Here is a 12,672-nt window from a genome sequence, read left to right on the forward strand (position 1 = left end):
TCATGGCTGTGCATGGTCTCGAGGCGTGCAAACCTTAAAGGTTTGGCGTCTTTCAACTGCCCCCTGCGACACGCCGGGGAATGGAAATACCCCATTTGGCGTTCGCTTGTGGCAACGAGTTAAAAGTTAGCCTGCCCATGGGTGCCGCGCAATCTGGAAAAATGCTGGTAGAAACCACGATCATTCGAAAAGTTTCGAACATGCCAGCTTGTTGCGCGTGTTACGAAAGTGGCTAAAGTTGCAGGTTTGAAGTACTGGTTTAAGCTCTGGGGGTAGCTATCGGGGGGTAGGGTGGTTTGAGCGCTGGGGAAGGACCGTAAAAAGCCGTCTACCTGCGACAAGGCCCTGTACTGGACTCGGCTGAAAGCGTCTTGTGGCCCCGTCGGGCGGGGCCATCCCTAAGGGCGCTAGAAAGGGAGCTGACTGCTAAAATTCTGCAGTTGCTGTTGAATTTGTGGGCCGAAAGCGTTGACCGCACCGATTCCTATACCGATGGCCAGTGCGCCCGCAAGGGCACCGATGATCCCCCAGAACTGCGGCTTGGAAGAGAGGGAATCAGCAACCGGTGGCTGGTGATCTGTCGCGTCTTCAGCGTCTATGAGGTGGGCTTGAGAGTGATCTGAGGTGGAGCCTAAGGGCAAGCAATCTGCCAGCTCTTCGATAGTATAAAAAGTTGAGTCGGCGGTAATGGGCTCACAGCCATCGTGGAATGGGATTTCCTTTTCGTTGTAGAGCATCCGCACGAGGGTCTCTCCGCGATCATTTTGGAATGCATCCCATTGAATATTCGCTCCCATCGGCGAGACGGCATCACCGCGCCAAGCGGAGTTATCCCAGCTGTATAAATCATCTTCTGGGACACCCTGCTCGGAACCGGGCAGCTTCAGTAACGCGGCAAGCGGCATGATTGTCTCAGCGTGGCCGAAGCGATAATTGGCGGCTACCTCGCCGCCAGCAGCGCGGTCCTCAACGTTTCTAATCATCTCTTCGAGCAGTGGTTCATAGTTGTCGTAGGCAACTGTCTGGCCCTGGATAGCTGGGCCTTTCTCGTAGAAGTCTTCTACGTCAAGCAGGTACGCGAAGGTCGGTCCGTTAGTATCGTCCATGTACTCATCAAAGATCCACCCCTCCGCCGGGGCCTTTTCCTCGTGCTCCAAAGCTGGAGCGATGATGTATAGGTTGTAAAACTGCAAGGCCGCATCGACGATGCCTTCAACGGATTTATCTTCCTTTTCTCGGGCGGAAAAGTGAATGGAACCATCTGCTAAAGCATTGATAAATTCCGGCGCAAAAATCTTAGCCAGTAAGCTGCGTGCAGCCTGTTGTGACTCTGGCTTGGCGTAGGCCTGTTGTACCTTTTCCTGTAAAACCTGAGAGTCCTTCCACTCCGTATAGCGCTGATAGGATGCAGCGTTTTTATCCTTGTGTGCGTACATCAGGTCAGGGCGTGCGGCGATGTTGACGTGGCCGTCTGTCATTTCATCATCCAAGTGCTCAGCCAGTGCGGGAGACTGTTCCAGTAGACCTTCCCCGAAGTTCCACCCAGAGTCATTGGCGCGGTCCTCTCCTGAGGAAGTAAAGCTCACCTTGAGGTCTTCGGCAGCAATCGATCCCAGTAGCTCCGCATTGCGTTGTGCATTGCGCTTGCCGATGCCCCCGAGCTCTTCTCGTCCCACTTCCGTCAGGTTTCCATAACCGGCTTCTTGGCCAGGGCCACCGGATAGCTCTTGGTTTACCGTTATCATGGCCTCCACTTGCGGGATGAGCTTTGTGCCGAGCTCGGTGAGCTGACCGCGTTGTTGGGCATACTCCAGCATCTGCTGTGCGAGGTCGTCGTATTTAAAGCTTGATAGCCCGCGGGATCCGTGGCGATCTACCGTTGAGGTGTAAATCTGGCGAAACCCACTGGGGGCTTCGGCGTAGCTTGATCCCTGTGGCTGGTAATGCTGCTTGGTGGAGTAGTAGGTGGTGCCTTCGGAAGCTAGAGCTGGTGCGGGCGCGAGGGCACAGCTAAGGGCAGTGATGAGGGAGAGAGTGCGTGTCCGCATATGAGTATTCCTTGTGGAGGGCTGGATAAAAAGACAGCTGACAGCTTAAGGGCCGCATCTTGCAAACACATGGCATGTAGGTAAATTGCGGGAATACTTTTCGGCCCTAGGCGGTGTGTACGACGCGTTGGCGAACGGGGATTGATTTTTGCGGTTGCGAGCGAGCGGAGGTGGAAGGGTGCCGCTAGGTATAGCAAAAGCGCCGCAGGGGATATCTGCGGCGCTTGAACAAGAAGGAAAGAAGGCTCTTAGAGCTGGATGCCTCGCTCGGCCAGCCATGCCTGTGGGTCAACGGCGTCACCGGAGTTCGGGTGAACCTCGAAGTGGAGGTGGGAACCGGTGGAGAAGCCCATGGAACCCATGCCAGCGATCTTCTGGCCTGCGTGCACGTGTTCGCCCACGGCAACGTCGAGGGTCTGCATGTGGCCGTATACGGTCATGGTGCCGTCATCGTGGAGGATGCGGATCCACTGGCCGTAGCCGGAGGCTGGGCCGGAATCGATAACGGTGCCGTCCATGATGGAAAGGATGGGGGTTCCGATGGCGTTGGCGATGTCAACGCCGGAGTGGAACGAACCCCAGCGCGGGCCGAAGCCAGAGGTGAAGGCGCCTTCAGCGGGGCGGGCAATGGAAGGGGCGCGAGCTGCAAGGTCCTCGGCGGCGCGGTCAGCGGAAGCCTGGATGGACTTGCTCAGCTGGTCAACCAGGTTGGTGACCGGCTTTGCCTCAGCCACGTTGAGGATCTGCGGCGCAGCATCGGAGGAACCGGCTGGGGCGTCATTAACCTCGGAAGTATCAGCGGCAAGCTTGTAGTCGACAGACTGCGTCGTGGTGGTGGTAGATGCAGTGTTGTCGGACTCAACGTTTGCGGCAGCTGCGCCGCCTACGCCGGCGGTGGACACGGCACCGGCTGCAACGGTCATGACAGCGATACGACCCTTTGTGGTCTGCGAGGTGACAATCTTGCGATGGCGGCCGGCGCCACGCTGAACTTTGCTTCGCATTAAATCTTCTTTCGTGTCTTTCACAATCTTCAAAAAGAGCGTTACATCGTCTCTGGGTTAGTTACGAGATTGTGACCTTCTTGTTACCAACGAGATGTAACAGTAGCGTCTCAAAAAGATAACAGCAAGCCAAAAGTGAATATTTTCTCGCGCTGGTCTGGAATAAGCCTACATGCAGGCAACTTCTGGAGAATTTTACGCATAGTGCGATATAAATCTCTTAAAACCAAGCCCCCGTGGTAGCCCCGAAGCTGTAACAGTGCGCCTTCGGAGCCGGTTGCGGAGGCGCCGTGGCGTGAAATTACTGTGGCCAGTGGGGGATAAGGGGGAAAACTTCATTCCTTATATATATGTCTACAGTAGTTACTGAAGAACTCCACGGTGATTTTGGAAGTGCCTCGTCGCGCCACCCCGCTACCGCGCGCAAAAGGTGGCAAAGTGGACGCCGATGAACAAAAACACCAGCCCCCAATCTCGGTCAACGCCCCGCCCGCGTAGCCAGGCGCGGGGCCGGACAGTGCAGACAGAGCGCGCCCCTCGTGCGCCCCACGCCACAGCGACGCAAAAGCCGCACAATTCCGCAGAACGCGTCGCGCGCAAAGCTGGGTCGAAGGCGAAGGCCCGTCGCACTCCGGCCCCGCTGACGAAAGCGGGGCGCATCCGCCAATTATTCATGTCGGCGGCCCTGCCGAATATTATTGTTGTCCTTATTATTGTGGCGCTCGCTTTTGGCGCGCTCTTGCTCTTTGGATCGCCCCTCGCATGGTTGCCCACCATCGTGGCGGAAGCGTGGATGGTCTTTAACCTCGCGCCGGTATCGGCGGCCGGGGTGGACCTGTCGTTCTTGCCTGCCTTGCCCGCCCTCATCCTCGCCACGGTGGTGGCGGTGCGCGTGCGCGCCGCGGTAAAACACAAAGTCAGCGTGAAGGACCTAGCCATACTCGTCGCCTGCGTGGTTGGCGTCCCCGTGGTGTTGACCTGCATTGCCTGGGTGATGCTGTGGGATGCCGGCAAGGTCTTTGACGTTTCCCCGCCCAACCTTGCTGCCGCGCTGGCCCGGGTTATCGTGGTGCACTTGACCGCGATGGCAGCGGGCATGGGTACCCGCTTGTGGCGCGCATTGGCTAAGCGCTATGGCGCCCCGCCGCTGCTTGTCGATGCCGCCCTTATTGCCCTGCGCTACCTCGCCTACCTCGCCATTGGCGCGGCAGTAGTCTTCGTGCTGGTCTTCATCGTCAACTTCTCGCGCCAAGGGGAGATGATGGATGAGTACCCTTCCATATCCGGGCTGGGAATTTTCACCCTCATCTTGTTGAGTCTGCTGTATATTCCTAATGCCATCGTCAGCACCGGAGCAGTGCTGGTGGGGTCGGAGTTTTCGGCAGGAGAAGCGCAGGTAAGCCTTTTTAGCACCCACCTTGTTCCGCTGCCGCCGCTGCCGATTACCGGTGGCATTCCGGCCTCCTCGCCGGGGTGGGCGGTTGTGTTCATGGTGGTTCCCCTCATCGCGGCGACGCTGTCCTTGTATAAGAAGCGCCCATCCTTCCAGAAGGTGCTTGCAGCTACGGTGGCTACCGCGGTCATCATGTTCTTCGCGTGCTACCTGGTCAGCGGCACGCTGGGCTATTACGGCCACACCGGCCCGCACCTGTGGACCGCTGCCGGCCTTGCCGCGCTGTGGTTCGCCGTCGTCGGTTTGGCCGTCGCGGCAGCCTTTGCGTTCATGACTTGGCGGGACGCTCGTGCAGCCGAGGCGGAGGCTACCGAAGAGGATTCAGACGGTACCGAAGAGTCGGCAGAAGATTCGGCTGCAGAGGACACCGCTGACGCAGAGAGGTCTGATGTGGACACGGACGATGCAGAAAATGCTGAAGCCGACGATGCTGATGCCGAATCTGGGGAAAGCGAATCCGACGAGGATGAATCGGAGTCGAGTGACGGCGATGCCGCTGAGTCCGCTGCGGAAGAAACAGAGGATGCAGCCGACGACGATGACGCTGCCGCAGAATCCAAGGGCAGCGCAGACAGCACCGACGAGGTCATCGAAGGGGAGGTCGTTGAAGACAGCGACGACGACGATGACGCGGAAAGTACCGCGGGCGATGGTGGGGAAGAAGGGGCATCGGAAAGCAGCGAGCGCGAAGCGGCTGAAGACCCCGAGATCCTGGAAGGCGAGCTCGTGGAAGAGGACGCAGATGAGGGCAACCCTGACGCGGCAGATTCTACTGAAAGCGGTAGGAGGGACTAGGCTATAGCGCGTGACTTCACCGATGCCACCACGCGCTACTGCTGCCACTGATCGCCTACGAGTTGTCGTGCTTGTCTCTGGGACGGGCTCGCTTTTGCAAGCCATCTTGGATGCCCAAGATGGGCGCTACCGTGTGGTGAAAGTGGTGGCGGATAAGCCGTGTCGAGGTATTGACCGCGCCCGAGAACGCGATATCGATACCGAGATCGTGGAAATGGGCGCGGACCGTGCCGAATGGAATACATGTCTGGCTGATGCAGTAGCTGCTGCGCAGCCAGACATTGTTGTTTCTGCAGGCTTTATGAAGATTTTGGGGGAGGGCTTCCTCCGCCGCTTCGAAGGTCGCACCATCAATACCCACCCGGCGTTATTGCCCGCGTTTAAGGGCGCGCACGGGGTGCGCGATGCGTTGGAATACGGCGTGAAGGTCACAGGCTCTACCGTCCACTTCGTGGACGCGGGCGTGGATACCGGCTCCATCATTGCGCAGCGGCCGGTGGCCGTGCGGGTAGACGATGATGAGGCCAGCCTCCACGAGCGCATTAAAAAGGTAGAGCGCGAACTCATCGTCGATGTGCTGCGCGCGGCGCAGCCCCGCGGCGAGGAACTTTTTATTCAACTCGCAGACTAAGACTTTTCGAAAGGCTTAATCCTCCTCATGAGCGAAGACCGCAAGCAGGTAAAGCGCGCACTCATTAGCGTGTACGACAAGACGGGGCTGGAGGATCTGGCCCGCGCACTTGATAAGGCAGGCGTAGAGATCGTCTCTACCGGCTCCACCGCCAAGAAGATTGCAGACCTGGGAATCGAGGTCACCCCGGTTGAAAAGCTAACCGGCTTCCCCGAGTGCCTGGAAGGCCGCGTCAAGACGCTCCACCCGCGCGTGCACGCCGGGATTCTGGCCGATACCCGCAAGGAAGACCACCTAGCGCAGCTCAATGAGCTTGAGGTAGAGCCCTTCCAGCTCGTCGTGGTCAACCTGTACCCCTTCCAGGAAACCGTAGCCTCCGGCGCGGACTTCGATGGATGCGTGGAGCAGATCGACATCGGTGGGCCTTCCATGGTGCGCGCGGCGGCCAAGAATCACCCGTCCGTTGCCGTGGTCGTGGATCCGGCGCGCTATGGCGAGGTAACCCAGGCCGTTGAAGAGGGTGGATTTAGCCTTGACCAGCGCCGAGGGCTTGCCCGCGATGCCTTCCTCCACACCGCTAACTACGATGCGGCGGTTTCCGCATGGTTCGTTGACCAGCTCAGCGAAGGCGAGGAGACCACCTCGCTGCGCTACGGCGAGAACTCCCACCAGGCCGCCACCGTGACCCGGATTGGCACCAAGGGTTTGGCTAACGCCAAGCAGCTCAACGGCAAGGAAATGAGCTACAATAACTACCAGGACGCCGATGCTGCGTGGCGCGCGGCCTGGGACCACGAGCGGCCCTGCGTCGCGATCATCAAGCACACCAACCCGTGCGGCATTGCCGTATCGGACGAGTCCATCGCTGCAGCCCACCGCGCGGCGCATGCCTGCGACCCAATGTCCGCATTCGGCGGCGTCATCGCCGTCAACCGCGAGGTCAGCGTAGAGATGGCCGAGCAGGTCAAGGGCATTTTCACCGAGGTCATCGTCGCACCCGCCTATGAGGATAAGGCGCTGGAAATCCTGCAGAGCAAGAAGAACCTGCGCGTGCTTTTGGCCGAGCCAGAGGAACAGGGCGAGGAGCGCAAGTACATCTCCGGCGGCGTGCTGCGCCAAGAACCGGATACCTACCAGGCCGAGGGCGATAAGCCCGAAAACTGGACCCTGGCAGCGGGCGAGGCCCTGAGCGACGAGGACTTGGCCCAGCTCGAATTCGCTTGGCGCACGGTGCGCGCGGTTAAGTCCAATGCGATTCTGCTGGCCAAGGACAACGCTACCGTGGGCGTGGGCATGGGCCAAGTCAACCGCGTGGATTCCGCCAAGCTTGCGGTCGAGCGCGCCAATACGCTTGCCGATGCCACCAACCGCCCCCAAGGCTCCTTCGCCGCCTCCGATGCCTTCTTCCCCTTCGCCGATGGCTTGCAGGTGCTTCTCGATGCCGGCGTCAAAGCCGTTGTCCAGCCCGGCGGCTCCATCCGCGATGAAGAAGTTATCGAGGCAGCTAAGGCCGCTGGTGTTACGATGTATCTCACTGGAACGCGCCACTTCGCTCACTAGCGATAGCGCCCGAGACCTAAGGAGCCTGGCCATGTTCGCACCAACCCACACCGCACCGAGGCGTACTACACCGAGACGCATGGCGCTCGGCGGCCTAATGATCGCCGGGGCGCTGTGTCTTAGCGCGTGCGGGCAGGGCGAGCAGGAGCCGGAATCAGAGCCGGGCATCGCCAAGCAGGCGACGTCGCGCTCTACGGAGAGCACGGCGGATAGGGCGGATAGGGAGGATAGCCCTCGCGATGCCGCAGCGCAGGATGAGGCTGCGCCGGCTGATGCCCAATCCGATGCCGCGAAAGCTGCCGAAGATGGCGGGCCGGCTGTGGCTGGTGATTTGCAAAGCGAACTCGACCGCATCGCCGCCAACTACGGGAATGTGGGCATCGCGGTGTCGGATGGCACCACTACCGTTGCAGCCGGGCGCACCGCGCCCGAAACCGCCTGGTCCACCTCCAAGGTGCCGGTGCTCATCGCCGCGCATCGCGCAGGGCTCATTGGCCCGGACGTGGTCACGTCCGCGATTACCTATTCCAATAATGAGGCGGCGCAATCCGCCTGGGACGCACTTGGCGGTGGCGCACAAGCCGCCCAGGCCGCGCAACAAGTACTTGCCGAGGCCGGCGATACCACCACCCAGGTACAAAGCCAGGTCACCCGCCCGGAATTTAGCGCCTTTGGACAAACGCAGTGGAGCGTGGGCGACCAAGCCGCATTCATGGCGAAGCTGCGCTGCGTCAACGGTGCGGAGCCCATCCTCAGCGCGATGTCTACGCCCGACCCCGCCCAAAGCTATGGCCTACGCAATCTAGAGGGTGCTGCCCTTAAAGGTGGCTGGGGCCCAGATACCGCCGGCGGCTATGATGTGCGGCAGATGGGTCTTGCCACCATCGGCGGCCGCGAGGTTGCGGTAGCACTCATCGCCTCGGCCCCCGATGGTCAATACGCCTCCGCCCAACCAATACTTTCGGGCATGGCGGTCGATCTTTCCAAGGCCGACGTTGCTTGGCCGACCCCAGCTTGTTAGCCCTCACCCCGGCTTGTGAGAAAGGACTTATCATGCCGCACTTTAATCTAACTTCAGGTTTGCGTTGGGGACTGCGCCTCGGCGCGGTAGCGACTGCGGGCATCGTTTTAAGCGCCTGCAGCAATGGAACGGATGGGGAGCAGCCCGAATTTTCTGGTGACAGCGGCATGACCACCGTAGAGAGCACGACGGATATCTCCGCAGAAGAAACCTCGACGACCGAGTCCCCGGAAACCGAGGAGAAAGAACCACCCGTGGTGACGGTGACCGAAACCGAACAGGAACAGGCGCAGGCACAGCCACCGAAAAACAATAATGGTGGCGGAGGTGACCTCATCGATGGCCTGGGTGAGTACGGCTGGACCGATATTAATACCTACGCCGATTGCCATCGTTTTGAGCGCGTCGTCTTCGCAGGCAAAGGTCCAGACGGCAGAGCGATTGTCTGCGAAAACACGGGAGGAACGCTGACCTACCGGTCGACCATCTTCGGCGGCGAGTTTACCGGGCCAATCATTGGCCAAGATAGTGGCAACTACTACGTGGATGCCACGCCCTCGACCATTGTCGTAACCCCCAGCGGGATTAGCGTGCGCGAAGGCGGCGGACTGGCCGCCACCGCGGACTTTACTCAATCCTGGCAACGTTAACCACTGGTAAGTGGTTAACGACGACGCAAGGAAGAGGTTAACGGGACTTTTTCTTCTTTCGATCAGCAGCGGCCGCCGCAGCCGCAGAAATCGAGTCATTGCGGTTCTTCAGTAGCTCAAGCGTCATGGCTTCGGCGTCCTCGGGGACTGTGGCGCCGAGGACGGCAAGGGCGGCATCGGCAAGCATGGCGGCAGTCTCCGGAACCGACTGGGCCGCGGCATAGGGAGGCGTGCCATCATTGGGGCGCATCTCGATGACAGACAGCGCGACGTGGAAGGGCAATTCGATGCGCGGATCCGCATCGCCCACAATCGCGGCGGCGGTGGTACGGAAGTGGTTCTCCAGCCGCTCGCGGGAGCTGTGATACTCCGAGAATTCAGGCGAATTGGCCACCGGCAGTTGGTACAACCGGCCGACGTTCCAACCGCTGGTGAGCAAAAGGCGCGATTCCGCAGCGACCAGCGACCACAGGCGCTGCTCGGGTTCGGCATCGGAATCTACCAGCTCATCGGCAAGCTCCAGCGAGGGCTCGATGGTGGAATTAAGCAGTGCGAGGAAAATCTCCGTCTTGGAGGGAAAATGGTAATACAGCGATGCCTGCCGGATGCCCACCGCGTCCGCGATTTGGTGGGTCGACGTCGTGGCAAAGCCCTGGGTGGTAAATAACTCTGAGGAGGCGTCCAGAATCTCTTCCCGGGCGCTATTGCCTCTGCGGCGGGGGCTATGTTTACGCGGCCTACCGACGTTTCCTGACATGCGGCGGACGCCTCCTTTCTCTCAGCAGAAAATGCTTTTACTCAACAACTCTACAGCCCCGCAGCCAGACGGCGCGGAGCGCATGCATGGCCACAGCATTTTGTGGCGATTTTAATGTGCGCCATCCGCGGCGCGTTGGGAGATGGATTCGAAGGTCGCAGACACCATGCGGCAAGCTGTGCCATAGGCCGTGCGCTCCAGCGGCGGGAGATCCTGCAGCGTGGATTCGCGGCCGTGCACATTGTCGAACCAGCGTCGCATTTCTACCGAATACCCTGTGCGCCACGCAAGATCCAAGGTCTCTGCGTCCTCCGCTGTGAGCATTCCGCGTTCTTGACCAATGGCGAGGCGATCGACCGTAGGTCGCGGCCCCGGTGCCGCCCACCGCGCAATGGCGGCGATGGGGGATAACAGCATGGATTTAATATCCACGGCCGCGCTGCGATCGGGCAAACCGCCAACGCGCTGGAGCAATGGCGGACGCTGGGCCAACGCCTCCTCCAACAACGCCTGCTCGCCGCCGTGGCCTAAAGGCAGGCCAGCATCGACGCGCGCTGCCATGGAATCGGCTGCTTGGTGCACCTCTAGGCCAACATCGCGAAAAACAGACTCCAAGTCGCTGTCTTCTCCCATCCACTCGATGGGCATGCTGGGCAGCTGATCCCCGCGCGCCGCCGCGCCGGTTAACCGGACATCCGCGTCCACGCCTGGGGCGCGCACGATGTCTGTCAGTAGCCGCGAAAACCAGGAGGCTAATTCAATCTCATCATCCTGGTGCGCTACCGCATTGCGCAAGACATCTTGTGCCTCCGCCAACAAGCCGCGAGCGGTTGCCCGGGATTGGCAATGGGGAGCAAGCTCCGAAAGATCGAGAAGGGATTGGTGCAGGGCCATACAGTCACTGCCTTTCACTCATTACAAAGCGGTGCGCTTCTAAAAGTTGTGCGGCGCAGGATTGCTATAAATGTAACACTTATGTGAAAGCGCAGTAGCGCTTGGGGGGAGTGTGCAGCGGGTTCGTCGCGTCCGTGGCAGTGGGCGTTCGTGGACGAGTTTTGCGGCTGGGGCCTAAACGACAGGATGTGTTGGTGAAGTTATATGTTTAGCCAGTCTGGCCTGCTGGTATTAGGATTATTTCACTTATCCGGAGGGATAACGCAGTCTCGGGCCTGAAATACCACCGGGGGCGTGCTGATGTGCTAGGCGCCGAGGTTCACGATGAATGGATGAGTAAGAATCATCCTCGATGCCCCGTCTGTAGCAGGGCGTGCACCAAAATACGGGACTACAAGCATCAATCCGCCAGCGATGGCGATGGAACGCCTGTAAAGCCACTGTCACTCGCGCTAGAGGCTGAGCCAGGAAAGTGGACGCATCAGAGGCCAGGCCTTAGCCAAAGCACACACCCTAGCCAGCCAAGAAACGCAAGCCACCAGCGGCCGTGAATACGGCCGACCAGCAACTTTCGACAGTGCCTATAACCACTCTATGGGAATACGCAAAGGCCACATGCCCTAAACCACGCAGTCCACCAACACAAAATGTCGTTTAACCCGACACGCCGGAAAACAACACATTTTGTCGTTTAACCCGCGGCTGGTGTTGCGGGTTAAGTAGCAAAATGTGTGTCTGGTGGGCGTGTCGTCGGTTGGGCGCCTTTTGTCATTTCATGGGTCCTTTTCTGATTCCTATGGAGTGTGAGTATTCGGTTGGGATAGCGTTGTCGTAGAAGGCTGGTCGGCCTGTTTCCGGGTCGGCTGTGTTGTGGTCTTCTGGGGTAAGGCCTTGGACTTTGGCGAGTTGGTCTTGCCCGAAATTGCACTGCCTGGCGATCTCTAATGGGTCGTCAGGCAGTTGTGTTTGTGAATACAGGTACCATTCCAGCATTTTGCGTTGTCGTTCTCCTGTTCTTCCACGGTGAGCATCAGCGATGCGTTTGAGCGGGGCGTTAACTCCGCCTTCGAGGCTGTTTGTCGTTGCTACCCAACGCTGTGGCATAAGAGCATGTGGTGGTGGCTTAAGGTAGGTAAATAGATGTTGTTTCTGCGAAAGGTTTCGCAGTGATTTATAGGCTTGGCGAACGCGTAAATGGGTCCATTCCCACTTACGGTTGGACCTGCGGCGGTGTGTAGGGGTCAGGGTTTTCTCGGAAAGGAAGTGTTTATAGACCTGGCCGAAGTCATGCAGGTTCTTCGTCCATTCCCGTGCTTGGTCTAGGGTGCTGATTTTGGTTAATTGCAGTGCTAGGCCATAGATGGCTTTGCCGGCATCGGTGCGTGGCCGGCTGGTGGTGTATCGGCGGATTACGCGTTGGGCATGGACTAGGCAGCGCTGGATTGGTGTGTGTGGCCAGCATGTTGCGATGGCTGATTGGGCGCCGAGTCCGCCATCAAGTACGACGCATAACGGTGGCGCTATGTTTTTAAGTAATTGAATATAGGCGTCGGTGGATTCCTTTTTAGCCCAGTGCCAGGCAATGACGTGGTCATGGCTTGCTGCGACAAGCAGGCAGCCTGCCGCGGTGTAGGTGCCGTCGATGAAGATTTGGTCGTAGATTCGGTGAGGGTCCGGGGTATTAGGGATATCGATAAGCCAAAAGGGTTCAAACCGGCGGTTGAGAGTCCACCGGCTTATTCCTTGTTGCTGAGCGAGCTGGTTCAATGACGTTGTAGATACCGCGTAGCGGTAGAAGGCGCGGAAGTCCCGGGACTGGGTATGGTCAGTTCGTTGGCGCGTTAGGGAGCTTCCGCAGT

General features: G+C 59.2%; 10 protein-coding genes. 5 read left to right on the top strand and 5 right to left on the bottom strand.

The genetic code is table 11. The annotated features are described in order from the left end of the window. Positions 1-407: 407 nt before the first annotated feature. Both HMPREF1257_RS04210 and HMPREF1257_RS04215 read right to left on the bottom strand, forming a co-directional pair. On the bottom strand, positions 408-2,048 hold the full coding sequence (locus tag HMPREF1257_RS04210; RefSeq protein WP_023025926.1) for a histidine-type phosphatase: 1,641 nt from the start codon (positions 2,046-2,048) through the stop codon (positions 408-410). 248 nt (positions 2,049-2,296) lie between these two features. Continuing rightward, entirely contained in the window at positions 2,297-3,052 is a 756-nt protein-coding gene (locus HMPREF1257_RS04215; protein WP_023025928.1) for a M23 family metallopeptidase, read from the bottom strand. Positions 3,053-3,569: 517 nt separating this feature from the next. On the opposite strand from HMPREF1257_RS04215, the gene HMPREF1257_RS04220 reads away from it, so the two are divergent. From HMPREF1257_RS04220 to HMPREF1257_RS04240, 5 genes are read left to right on the top strand one after another with little or no spacing between them, the layout of a single operon-like run. Next, entirely contained in the window at positions 3,570-5,300 is a 1,731-nt protein-coding gene (locus HMPREF1257_RS04220) for a DUF6350 family protein (protein ID WP_198010495.1), read from the top strand. Positions 5,301-5,322: 22 nt separating this feature from the next. Continuing rightward, on the top strand, positions 5,323-5,931 hold the full coding sequence (gene purN / locus HMPREF1257_RS04225; RefSeq protein WP_198010497.1) for a phosphoribosylglycinamide formyltransferase: 609 nt from the start codon (positions 5,323-5,325) through the stop codon (positions 5,929-5,931). A 27-nt stretch (positions 5,932-5,958) separates the two neighbouring features. Continuing rightward, entirely contained in the window at positions 5,959-7,491 is a 1,533-nt protein-coding gene (gene purH / locus HMPREF1257_RS04230) for a bifunctional phosphoribosylaminoimidazolecarboxamide formyltransferase/IMP cyclohydrolase (protein ID WP_023025934.1), read from the top strand. Between the two features lie 31 nt (positions 7,492-7,522). Beyond that, positions 7,523-8,512: a hypothetical protein gene (locus HMPREF1257_RS04235; RefSeq protein ID WP_023025936.1), complete on the top strand. Its 990-nt coding sequence runs from the start codon at positions 7,523-7,525 to the stop codon at positions 8,510-8,512. A 32-nt stretch (positions 8,513-8,544) separates the two neighbouring features. Further along, a complete protein-coding gene (locus tag HMPREF1257_RS04240) occupies positions 8,545-9,162 on the top strand; it encodes a hypothetical protein (RefSeq protein ID WP_023025939.1) in 618 nt (205 codons plus the stop codon). Between the two features lie 37 nt (positions 9,163-9,199). Here the strand turns inward: HMPREF1257_RS04240 and HMPREF1257_RS04245 are convergent, their stop codons facing one another. From HMPREF1257_RS04245 to HMPREF1257_RS04255, 3 genes are all read right to left on the bottom strand, one after another. Further along, a complete protein-coding gene (locus HMPREF1257_RS04245; protein WP_023025941.1) occupies positions 9,200-9,919 on the bottom strand; it encodes a TetR/AcrR family transcriptional regulator in 720 nt (239 codons plus the stop codon). A 111-nt stretch (positions 9,920-10,030) separates the two neighbouring features. Continuing rightward, complete coding sequence (locus HMPREF1257_RS04250; RefSeq protein WP_023025943.1) at positions 10,031-10,813, bottom strand: putative nucleotidyltransferase substrate binding domain-containing protein; 783 nt, start codon at positions 10,811-10,813, stop codon at positions 10,031-10,033. A gap of 768 nt (positions 10,814-11,581) precedes the next feature. Next, on the bottom strand, positions 11,582-12,672 hold a 1,091-nt coding region (locus HMPREF1257_RS04255), incomplete at its 5' end, for an IS1249 family transposase (RefSeq protein WP_023024123.1).

This window comes from Corynebacterium sp. KPL1814 (assembly GCF_000478175.1).
Classification (GTDB): Bacteria; Actinomycetota; Actinomycetes; order Mycobacteriales; family Mycobacteriaceae; genus Corynebacterium.

Excerpts from the sequence above, each read along its gene's own strand:
- HMPREF1257_RS04210 (WP_023025926.1), bottom strand. The coding sequence starts at position 2,048 with ATGCGGACACGCACTCTCTCCCTCATCACTGCCCTTAGCTGTGCCCTC.
- HMPREF1257_RS04215 (WP_023025928.1), bottom strand. The coding sequence starts at position 3,052 with ATGCGAAGCAAAGTTCAGCGTGGCGCCGGCCGCCATCGCAAGATTGTC.
- purN (WP_198010497.1), top strand. The coding sequence starts at position 5,323 with ATGCCACCACGCGCTACTGCTGCCACTGATCGCCTACGAGTTGTCGTG.
- purH (WP_023025934.1), top strand. The coding sequence starts at position 5,959 with ATGAGCGAAGACCGCAAGCAGGTAAAGCGCGCACTCATTAGCGTGTAC.
- HMPREF1257_RS04235 (WP_023025936.1), top strand. The coding sequence starts at position 7,523 with ATGTTCGCACCAACCCACACCGCACCGAGGCGTACTACACCGAGACGC.
- HMPREF1257_RS04240 (WP_023025939.1), top strand. The coding sequence starts at position 8,545 with ATGCCGCACTTTAATCTAACTTCAGGTTTGCGTTGGGGACTGCGCCTC.
- HMPREF1257_RS04245 (WP_023025941.1), bottom strand. The coding sequence starts at position 9,919 with ATGTCAGGAAACGTCGGTAGGCCGCGTAAACATAGCCCCCGCCGCAGA.
- HMPREF1257_RS04250 (WP_023025943.1), bottom strand. The coding sequence starts at position 10,813 with ATGGCCCTGCACCAATCCCTTCTCGATCTTTCGGAGCTTGCTCCCCAT.